The following is a 19,267-nucleotide window of genomic DNA, read 5'->3' as shown; positions in this document are numbered from 1 at the left end:
GGCCGCGCATGCGACCGGGCGCCCGGGCGTGCGCCGAGCCGCGTGCCGGGCTGCGCCGGCCGGTTCATGCCGGGACCCCCACTGGCACGTCCCGCTCAGAAATGATTTTGGAGCGGGAGCCGATCGTCCAGGGCAGGAAGACCCCGGGGAACAGCAGCGGCGCCTTGATCTCGACGCGGACGTAGCCGTAGTCGGGGTTCTTCGGGTCGGTCGTGTAGTGCACCTTGGCGTGCTTCGCGTCGCCCCACATGCCGGTCATCCGGCCCAGCGAGTCCTTCTCGATCCGCGCCCGGTCGCCGCTGACCGCCGCCGTGCGGGCGCCCTCATTGGCGCCGTGCGAGGCGTAGGTCGCGCTCATCCCGAGCACGAAGATCTCCCAGACCGCGACCAGGACCATGCCGATCAGCGGCAGCATCCCGGTGAACTCGACGAACCCCCCGTCCCGCGCGCCGTCGCCGCGGGCGAACAGCCCGCCCTTCGGGAACCGGCCGCCGCCGCCCGCCGGCGCGGTCTCCTTCACCGCCGGGGCCGCGTCCGCCGCGAGCCGCTGGACGGCGCGCCGGAAACCGCCGTCGGTCACCGCGCCCGGCGCCCCGGTGTTCGCGGCCTCCTCCAGCGCCCGGAACGCCGCCGGGACGGTGACGTCCGACAGCGGGATCCCGAGGATCTTGCGGGCCAGGTCCGGCTGGATCTCGTTCTTGCGGCTGTGCCGCACCAGCACCGCGGTCACGTCCTCGGGGTTGCGGACGTCCAGCCGCTCCCACAGCCCGGCCAGCCGCTTGGCGCCGCGCAGCGCGGGCAGGTCGGGGGTCACGGTCACCAGCACCCGGTCGGCCAGCTCGACCCCGGTGATGCTCGCGGCGGTCATCAGCGTCCCGCAGTCGACCACCACCAGGTCGTAGCGGGCCCGCAGCGCGCCGAGGACCAGCCGCGCGGTCTGCCCGGTCACGTCGTCGGCCCGCTCGCCGTCGGCGGGCGCGAGCAGGATGTGCGGCCCGGCCGGGTGGACGTAGAGCGTCTCGGCGAGCATCGAGCCGCCGATGTCGCCCGCGGCCTCGGCGAGGTCGGCGATGCTGCGCCGGTGCGCCAGGTCCAGGTAGGCCGGGACGTCCCCGGCCTGGAGGTCCAGGTCGACCAGGCAGACCGACCGGCCGGGGCCGACCGCCGAGAGCGCCAGATGGACCGCGAGCGTCGTCGTCCCCGTCCCGCCCTTGCCGCCGCTCACCGCGAGGATCTCGCCGCGGCGGGACGACAGCGCCGCACCCGGCGGGCCGTCCGGCGAGGGACGCATGCTGCGGGTCCACTGCGCGGCCGAGGCGATCCGGGACCGCAGCTCCTCCAGCGACGGCCGCCGCGACAGCACGCCCCGCGCGCCGACCTCCATCGCCAGCGCCAGCACGTCGGCGCTCGCGGTCTCCGCGATCATGACCACGGCCAGGTGCGGGCGGGCGAGGGCCAGCTCGCGGATCAGGTCCCGGGCCGGCAGCGGCCCGAGCCGCTCGTCGATCAGCACCGCGTCCAGCTGCGGCTCGCCCGCGACCAGGCCGATCAGCGCCGCCGAGGTCGTCTCCACGCCCGCGATCCGGACGTCGGGGAGCTCCTCGACCTGGGTCCGCAGGCCGGTGACGAGCTCGTGGTCCGCGGCGCCGATGAAGATCTCGAAGCTCATCGCGCGGCCTTGGGCGTCTTGCAGAGCTGGTTGGTCGGCGGTTTCGCGTCGCTCTGCCCGCCGACCAGCGCCAGCCGCACCTTCCCGGCGAAGCTCTCGGCGTAGGTCAGGCTGAGCGTCGCGTCCGGATCCAGCGCGAACGTCACCGGGACGACCGTGGCGCCGCCGCCGCCGGCCTCCTTGCCCTGCTCGGTGCGGAGCTGCCCCACGTCGATGATCTGCACCCGGTTGAGCACCCGGACCGCGCAGGACGCGCTGTTGCCGCCGCTGAACGTCGCGTAGACGTCCACGATCGCGCCCGGGTACACCTTGCCCGCCACACCGGTCTCCGCGTCGATCGTGATCGCGATCTCGCGCTGGCCGGGCTTGAGGTCGGGCGCGTCCGACAGCATGCCCTGCTGGAGGTAGGCGCCCTTGGGGAGCACGGACGCGGCGACCTTGCCCTGGATCTCGGCCGGATCGGCGATGAACGTGGCGGGCAGGTACTTCTCCGGCACCTGCACCCGCCGCAGCATCCCGTCCTGGATCGGCTGGAACGGCTCGACCTCGGACTGGAGCTGGAGGACGCCCGTCATCCGTCCCACCTCGGAGCGGACCTGGTTGACGTATCCGAGCACCATCACGAAGACGGCCGCCGCGCCGACGACCGCGACGGTCATCAGCAGCACCCCCCGCCGCTGTCGCGGGTTCATGACACTCCACTCCTCGCCTCGGACGGCGACTCTGCGTGCGTCCCGGCCCCGCCCACACGAGACCCGGCGATCTGGGGCCCGACGGCCCGCGGCCGGTCGAGCTTGGACTCGGCGGCGGGCCCCGTCACGAGCGACATCGTGGCGGCCCTCTCGTCCCGCGCCATCTGCACGACCCCGCCGGAAGCGGGCGCGGGCCGACCCGCGTCCTGCACGATGCCCACCGCCTGCTCCTGGGGGACGCCGCCCGGCCCGGGCGGCGGACACGTTCCGCAGAAGGGGCATCCGGCGGGCCCGCTCGGCTCACCGCACCACGCGCAGGGTTCGCACCGGGTCGCGGCCACCGCCCGCGGCATCGCCTTGGGATGCCCGCTGAGGACGACGAACTCCACGTACTTGCCGCTTCCCCAGAACTTCCTGCCGAGCGGCTGCGCGTCCACGAACGTGACCGTCGCGGCAGCCGCGGCTGGGACGAACCGCTCGTTGAACCACTCGCCGTCGGCGCCCTCGCGCGCGGCCAGGATGTGCACCGGGTCGGCGGGACGGAAGGCCGCCGGGGGCACGGGCCCGTTCTTGACCAGCCGCCGCACCTCCTGGTGGGGCGAGGCCGACACGAGGAACCCTCCCCCCGGAACGTACGACGCCACATGCTGGCCGAGCCCCGTCGGGATGTGCTCCAGCCCCGCGACGCTCCGGAGCCAGGCCCCCGAATGGATCTCCTGGCCCAGCCGTCCCGCCAGGGCCGCCAGCTTCCCGGGCGCGATGTAGGGGGCGACGAAGGTGAGCTGGTCGCCGATCAGGGACAGCGCCAAGGGCGGCAGGTTCAGAGAGATCCCGGCGATGCGGTCGGTCGAGAGCGCCAACCGGGCCATCCGCACGGCCTTCGCGCCGAGACCGTCCAGCCAGGCCGGACGGAGCACCAGCACGGCCTCGTTCGTCTCGGACAGCCGGCACAGGCGCTCGACGGCGTCGTCCAGGGGCTCCCGGGCGGCCGGTGGGGCGATCCGCTCCGCCTCCTGCCCGGTGAGGAACCCGGTGCTCGGAATGTCGGCGAGCACGACGACGGCCGTCACCCTCTCCCCCGGGCTCTCGGTCTGCTCCGTGTCCCCATGTGCCCGACTGTGCCAACCCGGGCCAGGTCGTCCCTAGGGCCCAAGAACCCAAACCCTTGCGGATTCGACTGGGCCCCAGGACCTACCGTCGACATAGGCCCAGGTCAGCCGTGCCGGTGTTTCCCCCTCCGACCCCCGGTGAGCCCTCTGGGCGGCCCAACCGCGCCCGGGTCTAGCCCACCGCGACCGCCCGTCCCGCCCATGGGCCAGCGGCAGGGTCCTGCACCAAAGGCCCGAACCACCGTAGAGGCGTTCCCGCGTCCCACGGGGGAACCGTTCTAGAGTCGCTTATTGCCCTTCCAGCGGACGGTCCCCAAGCACCAGGAGACGGCGATGACGAACCCACCGGCCCCCGGTCAGCCACAGCGCCCGCCGGGTCCCGGCGGACCGGGCGGCCCCTACGGCCCGCCTCCCCCACCCCACCCGGCCTCCGTCCCAGGCCCCCGCCCCCAAAGCCCCGCTCCCGCTCCTCCCCCGCAGTACCAACAACCGCAGCAACCCGAATGGGCCCCGCCGGGCCCGGTGGGGCCGAAGAGCAAGGGCATCATCGGCGCCTTGCTCGACACCAACTTCGACCACATGGTCACCGCCAAGATGATCAAGCTGATCTACACGCTGGCACTCCTGGTCATCAGCCTGCTCACGCTCGTCATGGTCTGGTACGGAGTGGCGTTCCTCGAATGGAACACGACCCTGGGCGTCATGACGCTCATCGCCAGCCCCTTCGTGTGGCTCTTCCAGGTCCTGATGACGCGGATGACACTGGAGTTCCTGATCAACCAGTTCAAGGTCAGCGAGTACCTCCGGATCATCAAGGACAAGATCTAGAGGTGGCGTTAGGCTCGCCGGGAGTCACGCGACACAGACGGGGCAGCGCAGGTGGCCGACTTCGAGGAGCCAGGGCCGGGAGACGGCGTGCCCCCGCGGGAGACGCGGCGCGATCCGGGTGTGACGCGGCGCGATCCGCGCGTCCCGCCGCCGCGGCCTCCGCAGGGTGCGCCGCCCTCAGGCGGGACGACCCGGCGGGACGTGCCGGGGCAGGTGCCGGGGGGTCCGCTGATGCGGCTGCCCGCGGTGCTGGCCGAGCGCTACGAGGCGGTGGCCGAGCTGCCGGTGCAGGGCGCCGAGTCGGATCTGCTGCTCGTCCGGGACGCGCTCGGTGGCGAGTACGTGGTGAAGGTGTTCCGCCGCGGCTACCACGCCGACCGCGAGGTGTGGGCGAAGCTGCCCGCGCTCGACTCGCCGCACGTGCTGCGGATCCTGGAGACCGGGCACGCCGACGGCCGTGACTACGAGGTCACCGCCTACGCGCCGGACGGGAGCCTGCGGGCGCTGATGGCGGGGCCGCTGCCGGTGGAGGCGGTCGCCGAGATCGTGGCGCAGCTCGCGCGGGGACTGTCGGCGCTGCACGGGACGGGGGTCGTGCACCGCGACCTCAAGCCGGAGAACGTGCTGGTGCTCGGGGCCGATCCGCTGCGGCTGGCGATCGCCGACTTCGGGTTGAGCAAGGCCGTCGACCAGAGCATGGTGTTCGCCTCGTCGTCGCGGACGCTCGCGTACGCGGCGCCGGAGTCGCTGTCCGGGCAGGTCTCGCCCGCGCGCGACTGGTGGTCGCTGGGCATCATCGTCCGGGAGCTGCTGACCGGGCGGGCGCCGTTCCTCGGGCTGAGCGAGACCGCGGTCGTCGACCACCTGGCGACGCGGCCGGTCAGCGCCGACGACGTGCCCGATCCGCGGTTGCGGCTGCTGTGCCGGGGGCTGCTCGCGCGCGATCCGCGCCGCCGCTGGACGGGCGCGCAGGTCGCGGAGTGGCTCGACGGGGCGTCGCCCGCGGTTCCCGAGGAGGCGCCGGCCGCGCCGCTCCTGCCGGGGACGGGGCTGCCGTTCAACGGGCGCCGCTACGACGACCGCGGCGAGCTCGCGCGCGCGCTGGTCGGAGAGTGGGACTACGCGGCGCTGTACTTCTTCGGACGCGGCGAGGCCGGCGAGGCGTGGCGCAGCCTGCGCGACTGGCTGGCGGCGGTCCCCGACGACAGCCGGATCGGCCTGGTCGACGGCTACCTCACCACGGGGCTGGCGCCGGACGTGAAGCTGCTGCATCTGGTGCGGTGGCTGGATCCGGCGCTGCCGCCGCACTTCCTCGGCCGCCGGGTCACCGCCGGGGACCTGCCCGGCCTGGCCGCGCTGGCGGGCGACGCCGCGCATCCCGATCACCGCACCGCGTGCCTGCTCGGCCGCGAGCTGTGGGAGCAGAGCCTGCTGCGGATCCTGGCGGGGTTCGACGGCGGCCGGGAGCTGGCCCGGGTCGACGATCAGTGGCGGGCGCACGTCGGGGCGTGGAACGACCTGGCGGGCTGGCTGCGCGGCCACGAGTCGACGCCTCCCGGCCTCGCGGCCCGCCTCCCGGACGCGGGGTCGGGTCCCGGCGGTCCCGCCGTCCGCGCGCCCGGTGAGCCCCCGGACGGCACGTGGCCGCGCCGGGCGGGATCGGGTGGGGGCGACTCCCGGGTGGCGGGTGGACGGGCGCCGGTGCCCGCCGACGACCCGCCGGTCGTCCTGCTCACGCTGCTGGCGCTCGCCGCGCGTCCGGCCGAGACGCGGCGGGCGCTCGCGGACGCGGCTGCGCGGGCCCGCGCCTCGGTCGCGGAGCGGGTGCCGTGGTTCGAGTGGCTGGCGGACGGTGCGGGCGACGATCCGATGCGGCTGCTCGCCGTGACGCGGGCCGCGCCCGAGGCCGTACTGGAGGTGGAGGCCCGGACGCGTGACGTCCGCGCCGCCGAACAGCGCTCGGAGTCGCTGCGCGCGCAGTGGGCCGAACGGGAGGAGCGCCGCCTGGCCGGACGGGGCGGCGCCGTCGTCCGCGCCGTCGCCTGGTCGCTCCCGCTGCTGGCGTTCTGGCTGCTGGGCGGCTGGGTCTTCGGCACGTTGCTCAACGGGACGACGCAGAACTCGCGCACCGCGCAGGATCCCACCGGGCTGTTCATGGTGTGCTCGTTCGCCGCGTGGGCGGTGCAGTGCGGCAGCGAGGTGGTGCTCGCGCGCGTGCAGGGGGCCGACTACCTTCCGCACGGGCCGTGGGCGGGGCTGTCCAAGCTCTTCGGTGTGAGCAGCCGCGGTCTGTCCACGGCCTCGCGGACCATGTCCTCGGCGGCCGAGCGGACGGGACGGCGCGGCTGTGCGGTGCCGGTGGCCATCGTCGTCGTGATGCTGCTGCTGATCGGTTTCCTGACGATCCTGCTCAGCACGGTGCGGATCCTTCTGTGGATGCTCCTGCTGGTGGCCGGTCCCCTAGCGCACGCCGTCGCCGCCGGAGTGCGGCTGCACCGCTGGCGGCAGGTCCACGCGGACGCCGGACGAAAGGCCGTAGCGTGATGGACGGCCCGCTGTGACGGGTGATGGAACAGCACGCACCAAGGCACGGCGGCGGGTCCGGCCCGTCCGCCTGGGGAGGAGACCATGAGCACCGGTGTCGAGGCCGACATCGCGCTGGACGCGGCGGTGGTCCTCACGCTCGGTATGAACCGGGTGCTGGGCGGTACCGCCGGGCTGGCCGGACGGGGCGCGGAAGTCCTCGCCGCCCTGGCGGCGGAGCGGGCCGAGGCGCGTTCCGCCGCACTGGCAGAGGCCGAGACCTACGAACGGGCGCTGCGCGAGGTGGTCGAGCGCAACGCGCGCATCGCCGCCCTGGCGGGCACGAGGGAGAAGGTGCACGCGGAGAACGCGGTCGCGTTGCCCTCTCCGCTGGTCCTCGCAGACCAGGCGCCCGACGAACTGGCCGACTGGTGCGCCGCGACCGACGCGGCCCTGGACGAGTCCGAGCGGCGGCTGTCGGAGCACCTCGCCGCCCAGGTGTCCGCCCGTGTCTTCACGGCCCCTGCGGAGGGCCTGCGCGCCGACATCGGCCAAGGGGCGTCCCCGCCGCCCCTCCACGCGGAACACCGCGCCGAGCGCTCTGCCGCCGGCCCCGCCGAGGCCCGGCAGAAGCTCGAACGGGTGTTGGCGCGGCTCCTTCCCGACGCGCCCGAGGACGAGCGGCGCGCGGTGGCGGACGCCGCGGCGCTGCTCACCGGTGTCGGCACCGCGGAGGAGGCCGAGACGGCGATCACCGAGGTGCGGCTGCGCATCCAGGGGGCCAACCGGCGCACCGAGGAGCGGCGCGCCGAAGTCCGCCGGCGCGCCCAGGAGCGGGAGGCCGCCGAGCAGGCCGAGGCCGAACGCCGGTACGTGCTCGGCTCCATCACCTCCGCCTTCGAGGAGATGGGGTACGAGGTCGACGCCGGGTTCGAGACGCTGACCGCGGACGACGGCGCCGTCGTGCTCACCAAGGGCGCCTGGCCCGACCACAGCGTCAAGATGCGGGTGGACGACGCGAGCCAGGTGCGGGCGGCGATGGTGCGGGAGCGTCCGGCCGAGAGCGAGGACGACCGGCGCGTCGACGCCGAGCGCGAGCGCGAGTGGTGCGACGCCTTCGAGGCCGCCCGCGCCCGGCTGGCCGGCGCGGGGATCCGCTCCGACGTCACGTGGCGGCTCGACCCCGGGGTGCGCGAGCTCCCGGTCTCCCCCGGGGCGCGGCAGACTGGGGCCCGATCCGGACGGCGCGAGCACCGACGGGAACGTGAGAAGTGAACGCGCGGGCCGCAGAGCGGGGCCGGTGCGGGACCAGAGCGGAGTTGAGCACGTGAGCCGCGAGCGGAGCAAGCCCGATGAGCATTGATTCACCGACCCTCGGGGGCCGGCTGCCCGGCTGGCCGCCGTTCATCCGGGAGCTCGACGCGACCCTGTCGGTGCACTCCCAGTACGTCCTGTCGGGCAACCTGTACGACAGTTTCCTCGCCCCGCCGGCGCAGGTCGGCGGCCCGGCCCGGCTGCTGCCGCTGCGCGATCTGCTGTGGGAGTCGCTGCGGTCCAGCGGGAGCTCCTGCATGGTGGTGTACGACCCGGTGGACGGCCTCCAGATCCATCCCGAGCCCGGCGACGAGATCGGCGACGAGGCGGCGCGGGCGGCCGAGCAGCTGCTCGGCAAGGTGAAGGCCGACGAGAAGCCGTCCCTGGAGGCGCTGACCCGGCACCTGGCCGCGGTGGCCCGCCCGCAGGAGAACGTGCGCGCCGCGTTCGTGATCGACTCGGCGTCCCGGATCGCCCGCACGCCGACGGACCTGGAACCGGCCGAACGCGACTTCTTCCGGTTCTGCGCGAAGCTGTCGCGCACCGCCCGGCCGGTGCGGGTGGTGGGCGCGCGGCCCAAGCCGCTCTACAACCCGGTCATGTGGCTGGTGGAGCGGCCCGGCGACCTGCCGCCGTGGCTGACCAACGACAACGAGAACATCCGCGAGATCACCATCCCGCGCCCGCATCTCGGCGACCGGCAGGAGACCGCGCGACTGCTGGCCCGCGCGTTCGGGGTGAGCGACGCGGGCGCCGACGACGCCGCCGCGGAGGCGTGCGACGCGTTCGCCGAGCAGGCCGACGGCCTCACCCTCCAGTCGATGATCGAGGTGACCCGGCTGGCCAAGGAGCGCAACGTCAGCCTGGCCGACCTGCCGGACGCGGTGCGCACCTACAAGCTGGGCGTGCTCGACAACCCGTGGAGCCGCGGGCACCTGCGCCGCCGCGTCCTGGAGGGCGAGAAGAAGGTCCCCGAGCGGGTGATCGGGCAGCCGCAGGCGGTCACCAAGACGCTCGACATCCTCAAGCGCGCGGTGCTCGGGCTGTCCGGCGCACAGGCCACCCGGTCCGGGAGCCGGCCGCGCGGCGTGCTGTTCTTCGCCGGGCCGACCGGCACCGGCAAGACCGAGCTGGCCAAGGCGATCACCGAGCTGGTCTTCGGGGACGAGTCGGCGTACCTGCGCTTCGACATGAGCGAGTTCTCCGCCGAGGGCTCGGGCGACCGGCTGATCGGGTCGCCGCCCGGGTACGTCGGGCACGAGGCGGGCGGCGAGCTGACCAACGCGGTCCGCGCCGACCCGTTCCGGGTGATCCTCTTCGACGAGATCGAGAAGGCGCATCCGCGGATCCTGGACAAGTTCCTCCAGATCCTGGAGGACGGCCGGCTCACCGACGGGCGTGGCAACACCGTGCACTTCTCCGAGGCGATCCTGATCTTCACCTCGAACCTGGGGATGTACGTGCGCGGCCACGACATCACCGCCCGCGACGACGGCCCGGCCGGCCCGGCCGCGCGCGTGCGGAACATCACCCCGGGGATGACCTACGAGGAGATCGAGCAGCGGATCAAGGGTTCGGTCGCCGACCACTTCACCGAGGTGCTCAACCGGCCCGAGTTGCTCAACCGGTTCGGCGACAACATCGTGGTGTTCGACTTCATCGGCGGCGCCGCGGCCGACAAGATCTTCGACCTCCAGTTCGCGAACATCTGCCGCCGCGTCACCGACGAGCACCGGCTGATCCTGGCGGTCAAGGGCGAGGCGCTGCAAACGCTGCGCGACTGGTGCACCGCCGAGCTCGACAAGGGCGGGCGGGGCATCGGGATGGCCCTGGAGTCCCACTTCGTCAACCCGCTGGCGCGCGCGCTGTTCGACCGCGAGCTCGTCCCGGACGAGCGGGTGACGGTGTCGGCCGTCCGGCGCGAGGGCGGCATCGTCCACGTGGACCTCCAGTGACCGATCCCGCAGCACCCGTCGCCGGAACGTCCCCGGGCGGCGCCTCGCTGCTGCTCGCCAAGGCGCACTACCCGGTCACCACGCTGGGCCCCGGGACCCGCGCCGGGATCTGGACGCAGGGGTGCACGCTGCACTGCCCCGGCTGCCTCTCGAGGGACACCTGGGAGGCCGATCCGGGCAGATCCGTGCCGGTGGAGGCGGTGCTCGGATGGCTGGCGTCCCTGCCCGGCCCGGTGGACGGGGTCACCATCTCCGGGGGCGAGCCGTTCCAGCAGCCGGAGGCGCTGGCGGCGCTGCTCAGAGGGATCCGCGCGTGGCGGGACGCCCGGCAGCGTGAGACGATTCCGTTGGACATTCTCGTCTACAGCGGATATGTCTACACACGGCTCTCGCGTTCCGGTATCACGCGCGAGATCCTTGGCATGTGCGACGCCGTCATCACGGGGCCGTACGTCGACCGGCTGAATCCGGAGGGACGGCGCCCCCCGGACGACTCCCTACTCTGGAGGGGGTCGGCCAACCAGCGCGTCGTTCCGCTGTCCCCGCTCGGGGACGAACGGTACGCGGCACCGGCCGGCATCGTGGAGACTGAGGAAGACGCAGGGCCCCGAGTACAGGTGTCCGTGGACGAGGGGCCGGAGGGAAGGCGGGTGTACTACATCGGGATCCCGCGAAGGGGTGACATGGATCACCTCTCATCGACGCTCGAACGCGCCGGGGTGCGCTCGGGGGATGTGTCATGGCGACCATGAACTGTCCTGTCTGTGACGAGCCCGTCCAGCCAGGCGATCTGCTGTGCCTGAGCTGCGGTGCCAACCTGGCGCGTTCAGGGGGCGGCGCGCGCCGCCCAGGCGGGTACGACGAGCAGCAGCCGCCGCGGATCCCCCCGCCGCCGGGCCCGCAGCACGGCGGTCCCCCGCAGCAGGGACAGCCCTACCAGCAGGCGCCCCAGTACCCGCCGCCGCAGCACCATGCCCCTCACCAGCAGGCCCCACACCAGCAGGCGCCCCACCAGCAGGCACCGCCGCAGCACCAGGCACCGCCCGGTCCGTCCTCGGACCCGTGGGGCCAGCCACAGCAACCCCAGCAGCAGGGTCCTGAGTCGTGGGGGCCGCCTCCCCAGCAGCACAGCGGCCAGCAGCAGGCACCGGCCGACCAATGGGGGGCTCCGCCGCCGCCTCCGCAGCAGCAGGCGCCGCACCAGCAGGCGCCGCACCAGCAGCAGGCTCCCGACAGCCAGTGGGGCGCTCCGCCGCCCCCGCAGCAGGCGCCGCCGCCACAGCAGCAGGCTCCCACCGACCAGTGGGGCGCTCCGCCGCAGCAGGCACCGCACCAGCAGGCACCGGCCGACCAGTGGGGCGCACCGCCGCCCCCGCAGCAGCAGGCACCGCACCAGCAGCACGCTCCTGAGCACTATCAGGTGCCCCCGGGGCCCGGCGACCACCAGTTCCCGCCGCCTCAGCAGCACGACCAGCGCCCGCCGATGCCGCAGCCGCAGCACGGACAGGCGCCGCTGCTCCCACCGGACCAGCAGGGCCAGCACGGCCAGCACGGCCAGCAGCGTCCGCCGGCGAGTGACAGCACCGCGTTCATGTGCCCGTACTGCGAGGCGGTGCTGAGCAATCCCGCCGCCGCGCAGTGCGACTCCTGCCTGCGCCCGCTGCCGCAGCAGGGCACGCCGGTGCTGCGGGTGATGTTCCCCTCGGGCGAGCTGAAGATCTCGATCGGGCAGCACCTGGTGCTGGGCCGCGACGCCGGGCAGTCGCCGGTGGCAGCCACGTTCACCCAGTACGACAACGTCTCGCGGCGGCACTCGACGGTCTGGCTCGACCCGTCGGGCACCGCGTGGGTCCGCGACGAGGGGTCCACCAACGGGACGTTCGTCAACGGCGAGCGCCTCCCCCGCGGCGTGGAGGCGCCCCTGCGCGACGGCGACCAGCTCCGGCTGGCCGCCGACGTGACCGGCACCGTGCAGCTCAACTAGCGCCAGGCACCGCCAGACGCGAAACGACGGCGGCCCGGGGATCTGATCCCCGGGCCGCCGTCGTCTGCTTTCCCGTCTGCGTTCCCGCCCGCGCACGGCCGACGTGCTCGCGCGGGCGGTACGCGCCCCGCCCGGCACGCCCGTGCGCGCCGGCGCGCCCGGGCGGTGTCAGCCGGTGTCGGCGGTGTCGGCCGGTGTCAGCCGGCGCGCTTGGTCCGGGCGCGGGTGCGCTCGCGGTCCTTGGCGTCCAGCACGACCTTGCGGATGCGGACGGCGGTCGGGGTGGTCTCGACGCACTCGTCCTCGCGGCAGAACTCCAGCGCCTCTTCCAGCGACAGGTTGCGGGGCGGGGTGAGCCGCTCCAGCTCGTCGCCGGTGGAGGAGCGCATGTTGGTGAGCTTCTTCTCCTTGGTGATGTTGACGTCCATGTCGTCGGAGCGGGAGTTCTCCCCGACGATCATGCCCTCGTACACCTCGGTGGTCGGGCCGACGAAGAAGGTGCCGCGCTCCTGGAGGTTGGTGATCGCGAACGCGGTCGCGACGCCGGACCGGTCGGCGACCAGGGAGCCGGACGGGCGGGTGCGCAGCTCGCCGAACCAGGGCTCGTACGCCTCGAACACGTGGTGCGCCATGCCGGTGCCGCGGGTGTCGGTCATGAACTCGGTGCGGAACCCGATCAGCCCGCGGGCGGGGACCAGGAACTCCATCCGCACCCAGCCGGTGCCGTGGTTGGTCATGTGCTCCATCCGGCCCTTGCGGACCGCCATGAGCTGCGTCATCGCGCCGAGGTACTCCTCGGGGATGTCGACGGTGAGGCGCTCGACCGGCTCGTGCTTCTTGCCGTCGATCTCGCGGGCGACCACCTGCGGCTTGCCGACGGTCAGCTCGTAGCCCTCGCGGCGCATGTTCTCGACCAGGATGGCCAGCGCCAGCTCGCCGCGGCCCTGCACCTCCCAGGTGTCGGGACGCTCGGTCGGCAGCACCTTGATCGACACGTTGCCGATCAGCTCGCGGTCGAGCCGGTCCCGGACCATCCGCGCGGTGACCTTGGTGCCCTTCTCGCGGCCGGCCATCGGGCTGGTGTTGGTGCCGATGGTCATCGAGATCGCGGGCTCGTCCACCGTGATGAACGGCAGCGGGCGCGGGTCGTCGGGGTCGGCGATGGTGTCACCGATCATGATGTCCGGGATGCCGGCGATCGCGATGATGTCGCCGGGGCCCGCCTCGTCGGCGGGCTTGCGCTCCAGCGCCTCGGTCATCAGCAGCTCGGTGATCTTCACCTTCTCGACGCTGCCGTCGTGCCGGCACCAGGCGACCTGCTGGCCCTTCTTGATCACGCCGGCGTGCACCCGGCACAGCGCGATCCGGCCGAGGTAGCTGGAGGCGTCCAGGTTGGTGACGTGCGCCTGGAGCGTGTGGTCGGGGTCGTAGGACGGCGCCGGGATGGTCTCGGTGATGACCTGGAACAGCGGCTCCAGGTCCTCGGCGTCCGGCATCTCGCCGTCGCCCGGCTTGGTCAGCGACGCGCGGCCGGCCCGGCCCGAGGCGTAGACGATCGGGAAGTCGATCTGGTCCTCTTCGGCGTCGAGGTCCATGAACAGCTCGTAGGTCTCGTCGACGACCTCGGTGATGCGGGCGTCGGGCCGGTCGGTCTTGTTGACGACCAGGATGACCGGGAGCCGCGCCTCCAGGGCCTTGCGGAGCACGAACCGGGTCTGCGGGAGGGGCCCCTCGCTGGCGTCCACCAGCAGCACGACGCCGTCGACCATGGACAGGCCGCGCTCGACCTCGCCGCCGAAGTCGGCGTGGCCCGGGGTGTCGATGATGTTGATCGTCATCCCGTTGTGCCGGACCGCGGTGTTCTTGGCGAGGATCGTGATCCCCTTCTCGCGCTCCAGGTCGTTGGAGTCCATGACGCGGTCGTTGACGTCCTGGTTCTCGCGGAAGGCACCGGACTGCCAGAGCATGGCGTCGACCAGCGTCGTCTTACCGTGGTCGACGTGGGCGACGATCGCGACGTTCCGGAGATCGTCGCGCGTGGAAGTAGGCATGCGGATTCGCCTTGCGTGAGAGTTCGGAGGTCGCCGCAGACGCGCGGCTATAGACCATTCTACTTCGCCGCGCGCCGCACCCCGGACGGCCGGCCGTCCGGACGGCCCCGAAGGGGCTTATTTGGCCCTCTTTGCCCATCCTTTGTAGTCTCCACCAGATCCGACCGTTCGAGGTCCCGCCCCCGGGGCCGCGGCCGGACCGCCGAGTCCCCTCCGCGAGGGGAACCGGGGACCCAACCCCTGGGGTGAATCGACGCGAGTCGTAGGGCGGCTCCTGGCCCGAACCCGTCAGCTAACCCGGTAGGCGACGAAGGAGAGGAGAACCCCGGCTTGGTTCCGGACCCCCATCGACGACGACGCGTCACCCCCGTGGCCACCGCGGCGACCGTGATCGCGGTCGTCCTCGGCACCGCGGCCCCCGTCACCGCGCACGCCGCCCAGCCCGCCGCGCCGCAGGCCGCGGCCCCGCAGGCCGCGCCGGCCCCGGCCCCCTCCCCCGCGGGCAAGTCCAGCGAGGGCGAGCTGCGCAAGCGGCTGAACGCACTGAACACCGAGGCCGAGAAGCTCACCGAGAAGTTCAACAAGACCCGCGTCGAGCTGGGCAAGGCGACGAAGGCCGCGCAGGCCACCGCCAAGACCGCCGCCGGCCTGGAGGCGCAGGCGGCGCCGGCCCGCCAGCGGCTCGGCAGCCTGGCCGCCGCCAGCTACATGAACGGCGGCGCCGACCCGATGTTCGGCGCGGGCGGTGGCGGCGACGACTCCAGCGGGCTGACCGACACCGCCTACCTGGCGCAGAGCCGGGCGGCGTCCGTCGCCGGGCTCCAGGGCCAGATCGACCGGGCCAACAAGGCGGCCAAGGCCGCCGCCGCCCAGGCCGCCCAGGTCGAGCGGGCCACCGCCGAGGCCAAGACCGCGCGGCAGGCCGCCAAGACCAAGGTCGGCCAGGTGCTCAAGCAGCTCGACAAGCTGACCACCACCCACATCAAGGACCCCAAGACGGGGCTGAGCGCCACGGTGAAGGGCTCCGGGCTGCCCGCCAAGATGACCCGCGTCGCGCTCACCAAGCTCGGCAGCCCGTACGTCTGGGCGGCCGCGGGGCCGACGACGTTCGACTGCTCGGGCCTGGTCATCTGGGCGTACGGCAAGGTCGGCAAGCCGGGCCTGCCGCACTACACCGGCGACCTGTTCGGGATGGGCCAGAAGGTCGACCGCGGCTCGATGCGCTCGGGCGACCTGGTCTACTTCGGCAGTGACCTTCACCACATGGGCATCTACCTCGGCGGCGGCAAGTACCTGCACGCCCCGCAGACCGGCGATGTCGTGAAGATCTCCAACCTGTCGGACCGGTCCGACTTCGCGGGCGCCAATCGCATCTCCTGATCAGTTCCGCTCTTCCGCGACGGCCTCCCGCCCCAGGTGGGGGGCCGTCGCCGTCCCTGTCGCCGCCGCCGGCCGGTCCCGGACCCCGAACACCTGGAGCAGCAGCCCGAGCGCCGCGACCGCTGCCGCCGCCCAAGGCAGCGCCCCGGCCGTCAGGCCCGCCGACATGGCGACACCACCGAGGGCCGAGCCCGCCGCGCTGCCCAGATAGAGGGCCGAATTGTTCATCGCGACGGCGACACCGCCGCGCCTCTCGCCGCCGAGTTCCAGCAGCCGCTGCTGCTGTGGGACCTGCGTCGCCCAGCCGACCATGCCCCACACGACGAGGGGCAGGACCGCCAGCGGAGCGGCCATGTGCGCGAACAGGGGCAGCAACGCCTGGGAGAGGGCCAGCCCCCCGATTATCACGACCATGAGCCCTCGCACCCGTCCGATTCTGTCCACTATCGGCCCCACCGCGACGCTCCCGACGACGCCGCCGATCCCCCACGCCCACAGGTAGGGGGCCACGTCGCGCACACCGCCCGCGTCGGCGAGCACCGGGGCGAGGTAGGTGTAGAGCCCCAGGCTCGCGACCGCGGCCAGGAAGGAGACCCCGGCCACCGGCGCGATCCTCCGGTCGACCAGCACGGTGAGCCGCTCCCGCGCGCTCGCCACCGCGCCGGCCGGGACGGGCGGGAGCCAGGCCATCGCCGCCAGGACCGCCGCGCCCAGCGCCGTGATCAGCCACAGCGTGGCCCGCCAGCCCGCGTGCTCGGCCAGCAGCACGCCGAGCGGCACCCCGAGCACGGTGCCGGCGCTCATCCCGCCCATGATCGTGGCGAGCGCGCGGCCCTGGCGGCCCGGCGCGGCCAGCGCCGCCGCCGCGGTGCTCGCCTGGGACGAGTACAGCCCCGCCCCGGCGCCCGCGATCACCCTGGAGACGATCAGCAGCGGGAGCCCGGTGGCGACGGCGGTCATCCCGTTCGCCGCGGTGAAGACGGCGAGCGACAGCACCAGCACGGTGCGGGTCCCGGCTCCGGCGAGCGCCGCCGCGCTCAGCGGCGCGGCGATCGCGTAGGCGAGGGTGAACGCCGTCACCATCTGCGCCACGACCGGCACGGTCGAGCCGGTGTCGCCCGCGATGACCGGCAGCAGCCCGGCCATCACGTAGGCGTCCAGCCCGAGGGCGAAGGCCCCCAGGGCCAGCACGAGTATCTTGCGCACGGTCCCTCCAGTCACGACCTGCGGAAACGAAGATCAGCCGGAGCGTAGGCAGCGGGACCGGGCGAAGAGAAATGTTCCGGGCGCGGCATTTATGCTGCGGAAGCATGGATCACTTCGGCGGCGCGCCCGCCCCCTTCGACGGGGTCGCGGGGGTCGAGCTGCGGCATCTGCGGGCGTTCATGGCGGTCGCGGACGAGGGCGGCTTCACCCACGCGGCGGCACGGCTGCGGATCGGGCAGCCGACGCTGACCCGCACCGTCCGCTCGCTGGAGGAGACGCTCGGCGCCCGGCTGTTCGACCGCACGACCCGCCGGGTGGAACTCACCCCCGAGGGGCGGCGCCTGCGCGACGACCTCGCCGCGCTGCTGCCCCGGCTGGACGAGGCACTGCGCGCTCCCTGCGCGGGCTCGCTGCTGAGGCTCGGGTTCACCTGGACGCTCCCGGACGGCTGGGCGCGGGTGAGCCGGGCGTTCGAGTCGGAAACGGGCGCGCGCGTGCGCCTGGTGCGCCGTGACGCCCCGCTCGCCGGAATCGACGCCGGGGACTGCGACGTGGCGGTACTGCGCGGCGAGGCGTCCGAGAACGTCCCCGGGCTGGCGACGTCCACGCTCCTGCACGAGCGGCGGGTGGCCGCCGTCGCCACCGGCTCCCCGCTCTCCGCCCGCCGGGTGCTCGACTGGACGGAGCTCGCCGACTGGCCGCTGGTGGTGAACACGCTCACCGGGACGACCCGTCCGGACCTCTGGCCGGAGGCGCGGCGCCCCCAGGTCCGCTGCACGGCCGACAACGTGGACGAGTGGGTGGAGGCGATCGCCGCCGGACACGGTGTCGGTGTGGCGCCCGAGTCCGTGCGCCGGTACTCGCATCCGGGCGTGCGGTACGTGCGGTTGAAGAACGCCCCGGCCGTCCCCTTGGTGATCGCGATTCCCGCGTCCGGCGCGCATCCGCTCGCCGCCCGGTTCGCGGCCACCGCGCGGCGCCTCACCGCGCCGCATCTCAGCGGGCCGCGCCGCGCCGCGCCGGGCCCCACCGCGCCGAACCCCACCGGGCGCACTCCCGCGCGGCCCCGCGGCGCGGCCTCCTAGCGCGGGGCGCCGAGGTCCGCGGCGAGGACGTCGATGACGGGCCGGTCGCCCGGGAGCCAGTCGACGTCGTACAGCTCGTCGGGGGCCAGCCAGCGGAGCGCGAGGTGTTCCAGCGCCCGCGGTTCGCCCTCCAGCAGCCCGGCCGTCCACACCCGCAGGACGGCGGTGTCGCTCAGCCGCCAGTCACCGCCGACCTGCCGGTCCAGCCGGACCTTGACGCCGAGCTCCTCCTCGCACTCGCGGACGAGCGCCTCCTCGTCCGACTCCCCCGGGTCGACCTTTCCGCCCGGGAGCTCCCAGCCTCCGGCCATCCGCGGCGGCTCGGCGCGCTGCGCGGTCAGCAGCCGCCCGTCCGAGATGATCGCCGCGCCCACCACAACGAGGTCGATGGCGAGTCCCCTCTCCTGGTCGTCCATCATGCTGCGGACATCATGCCGGGTGGTTCACGTCCCGGCGGGGCCGCCGTTCGGGACGGCCTCCGCAGCCCCCTGCGCCGCGCGGATCCCCTCGACGGTGCGGACCGCCTCCTCGACGATCTCCTCCAGGTGCCCGCCGTGCGCCCCGCGCCAGTAGACCTGCCCGCAGTCCTCGCAGCGCCCGTACACGTCGTAGCTGTCGCGGGTGCCCCTGCGCAGTTCCCGTTCGACCTCCTGCTTGTCGACCGCGACGAGCCGTCCGTTGCAGGCGGTGCACCGGGTCCAGGGCCGCAGCACCGGCGCGAACCGGCCGAGCAGGTCGGCGAGCTGGTCGTCCGGCCGGGAGCCCCGGACGTACGCGCCGAACCACAGCGCGCGGCGGCGCAGCAGGCCCCGGTCCTGCGTGAGGAGCACCCGCCGCTCCGCGTTCGCCTGGACGACCAGCGCGGGGTCGTCCATGTCGTTGTGGTAGGCGGTGTCGAGGCCGAGCAGCCGCATCCGCCGGGCGAGCGTGCCGAGGTGCACGTCGAGCAGGAAGGCGGGCGCGTCCTCGCCGGGCTCCAGGGGCACCGGCTGCGGCCGGGGAACCGCCGCGACCCGGGCCTCGTCACCGGCCACGGGCCGGGCGGACGGCTCAGCCGGGGCGCCCCCGAGCGTCATCGGACCGGCCTCGGGCAGCGGGACTCCCAGGGCCTCCACCAGGTGTCCCAGCGTCGACGTCCCGTCGCAGGCCACCCGCTGCTCCAGAGCCCGCCGGCTCGCGGGCAGGAAGATCAGTAGTTCGTCGGCGATCCGGATGCTCATCTCGGGTTCCACAGGCTCAGCTTGCCACGCGTCCCCCGGCGACTTCACCGGATTTGGGACGCTCCGCGCCGAGCTCGGACCGACCGACGCCGAGTTCGAGGCGCCGGCCATGCTGGGCCGGGCGCACCCGCCGGAGGCCCGGCGGGCGAGGCGTGCGAACCGTGCCGAATTCGCGGTGGCGCGATCGGCAACTTCAACTGAATTACCGTTCGGCATCGTGACTGCGAGGGCGTCCGGGGTGACACTCGGCC

Annotated in this window: 16 protein-coding genes and 1 riboswitch; of the genes, 8 read left to right on the top strand and 8 right to left on the bottom strand. The window is 73.8% G+C overall.

The window, feature by feature from the left end:
• Positions 1–64: 64 nt before the first annotated feature.
• Genes OHA34_RS30075 through OHA34_RS30065 form a run of 3 tightly spaced genes read right to left on the bottom strand, consistent with a single transcriptional unit; the run spans position 65 to position 3,431 of the window.
• Positions 65–1,669, bottom strand: coding sequence for an AAA family ATPase (locus OHA34_RS30075; RefSeq protein WP_329519605.1), 1,605 nt, complete (start codon positions 1,667–1,669; stop codon positions 65–67).
• Entirely contained in the window at positions 1,666–2,361 is a 696-nt protein-coding gene (cpaB, locus tag OHA34_RS30070; protein ID WP_285938006.1) for a Flp pilus assembly protein CpaB, read from the bottom strand. Before cpaB ends, OHA34_RS30075 begins: the two co-directional genes overlap by 4 nt.
• Complete coding sequence (locus tag OHA34_RS30065; protein WP_285938007.1) at positions 2,358–3,431, bottom strand: hypothetical protein; 1,074 nt, start codon at positions 3,429–3,431, stop codon at positions 2,358–2,360. The genes cpaB and OHA34_RS30065 overlap by 4 nt, the downstream gene beginning before the upstream one ends.
• A gap of 594 nt (positions 3,432–4,025) precedes the next feature.
• On the opposite strand from OHA34_RS30065, the gene OHA34_RS30060 reads away from it, so the two are divergent.
• The 5 genes from OHA34_RS30060 to OHA34_RS30040 all read left to right on the top strand — a co-directional run bounded on the left by OHA34_RS30060 (position 4,026) and on the right by OHA34_RS30040 (position 10,842).
• Positions 4,026–4,298: a DUF4282 domain-containing protein gene (locus OHA34_RS30060; RefSeq protein WP_329519604.1), complete on the top strand. Its 273-nt coding sequence runs from the start codon at positions 4,026–4,028 to the stop codon at positions 4,296–4,298.
• A gap of 231 nt (positions 4,299–4,529) precedes the next feature.
• Positions 4,530–6,842 (top strand): serine/threonine-protein kinase, encoded by a 2,313-nt coding sequence (locus tag OHA34_RS30055; RefSeq protein ID WP_329519603.1) that lies wholly within the window; start codon positions 4,530–4,532, stop codon positions 6,840–6,842.
• A gap of 84 nt (positions 6,843–6,926) precedes the next feature.
• Positions 6,927–8,096 carry a response regulator receiver protein gene (locus tag OHA34_RS30050; protein WP_329519602.1) on the top strand — a complete coding sequence of 390 codons (1,170 nt, stop codon included), beginning with the start codon at positions 6,927–6,929 and terminating at the stop codon, positions 8,094–8,096.
• A 77-nt stretch (positions 8,097–8,173) separates the two neighbouring features.
• Complete coding sequence (locus tag OHA34_RS30045; protein WP_329519601.1) at positions 8,174–10,090, top strand: AAA family ATPase; 1,917 nt, start codon at positions 8,174–8,176, stop codon at positions 10,088–10,090.
• Positions 10,087–10,842 (top strand): 4Fe-4S single cluster domain-containing protein, encoded by a 756-nt coding sequence (locus OHA34_RS30040; protein ID WP_329519600.1) that lies wholly within the window; start codon positions 10,087–10,089, stop codon positions 10,840–10,842. The genes OHA34_RS30045 and OHA34_RS30040 overlap by 4 nt, the downstream gene beginning before the upstream one ends.
• A 74-nt stretch (positions 10,843–10,916) precedes the next feature.
• Here OHA34_RS30040 and OHA34_RS30035 read toward each other — a convergent pair whose 3' ends face one another.
• Positions 10,917–11,642, bottom strand: a complete 726-nt coding sequence (locus OHA34_RS30035) for a hypothetical protein (protein ID WP_329519599.1) — start codon at positions 11,640–11,642, stop codon at positions 10,917–10,919.
• Between the two features lie 39 nt (positions 11,643–11,681).
• On the opposite strand from OHA34_RS30035, the gene OHA34_RS30030 reads away from it, so the two are divergent.
• Positions 11,682–12,074, top strand: a complete 393-nt coding sequence (locus tag OHA34_RS30030; RefSeq protein WP_285938014.1) for an FHA domain-containing protein — start codon at positions 11,682–11,684, stop codon at positions 12,072–12,074.
• A 197-nt stretch (positions 12,075–12,271) separates the two neighbouring features.
• Here OHA34_RS30030 and typA read toward each other — a convergent pair whose 3' ends face one another.
• Positions 12,272–14,125, bottom strand: coding sequence for a translational GTPase TypA (gene typA / locus OHA34_RS30025; RefSeq protein ID WP_285938015.1), 1,854 nt, complete (start codon positions 14,123–14,125; stop codon positions 12,272–12,274).
• A 190-nt stretch (positions 14,126–14,315) separates the two neighbouring features.
• Positions 14,316–14,448, top strand: a riboswitch (cyclic di-AMP (ydaO/yuaA leader).
• Positions 14,449–14,494: 46 nt separating this feature from the next.
• Here typA and OHA34_RS30020 point away from each other — a divergent pair.
• Positions 14,495–15,505 (top strand): C40 family peptidase, encoded by a 1,011-nt coding sequence (locus tag OHA34_RS30020; protein WP_329519598.1) that lies wholly within the window; start codon positions 14,495–14,497, stop codon positions 15,503–15,505.
• Here OHA34_RS30020 and OHA34_RS30015 read toward each other — a convergent pair whose 3' ends face one another.
• Positions 15,506–16,711 (bottom strand): MFS transporter, encoded by a 1,206-nt coding sequence (locus OHA34_RS30015; protein WP_329519597.1) that lies wholly within the window; start codon positions 16,709–16,711, stop codon positions 15,506–15,508.
• A 104-nt stretch (positions 16,712–16,815) separates the two neighbouring features.
• Here OHA34_RS30015 and OHA34_RS30010 point away from each other — a divergent pair, with 104 nt between their 5' ends.
• Complete coding sequence (locus tag OHA34_RS30010; RefSeq protein ID WP_329519596.1) at positions 16,816–17,796, top strand: LysR family transcriptional regulator; 981 nt, start codon at positions 16,816–16,818, stop codon at positions 17,794–17,796.
• On the opposite strand, the gene OHA34_RS30005 is transcribed toward OHA34_RS30010, so the two are convergent.
• On the bottom strand, positions 17,793–18,215 hold the full coding sequence (locus tag OHA34_RS30005) for a (deoxy)nucleoside triphosphate pyrophosphohydrolase (RefSeq protein ID WP_285938019.1): 423 nt from the start codon (positions 18,213–18,215) through the stop codon (positions 17,793–17,795). The genes OHA34_RS30010 and OHA34_RS30005 overlap by 4 nt on opposite strands.
• Positions 18,216–18,239: 24 nt before the next feature.
• Positions 18,240–19,016 (bottom strand): Mut7-C RNAse domain-containing protein, encoded by a 777-nt coding sequence (locus OHA34_RS30000; RefSeq protein ID WP_285938020.1) that lies wholly within the window; start codon positions 19,014–19,016, stop codon positions 18,240–18,242.
• Between the last annotated feature and the right edge of the window lie 251 nt (positions 19,017–19,267).

This window comes from Spirillospora sp. NBC_01491 (assembly GCF_036227065.1).
In the GTDB taxonomy this organism is placed as follows: Bacteria; Actinomycetota; Actinomycetes; order Streptosporangiales; family Streptosporangiaceae; genus Spirillospora; species Spirillospora xylanilytica.
This window is presented reverse-complemented; position numbering and strand designations above follow the sequence as displayed.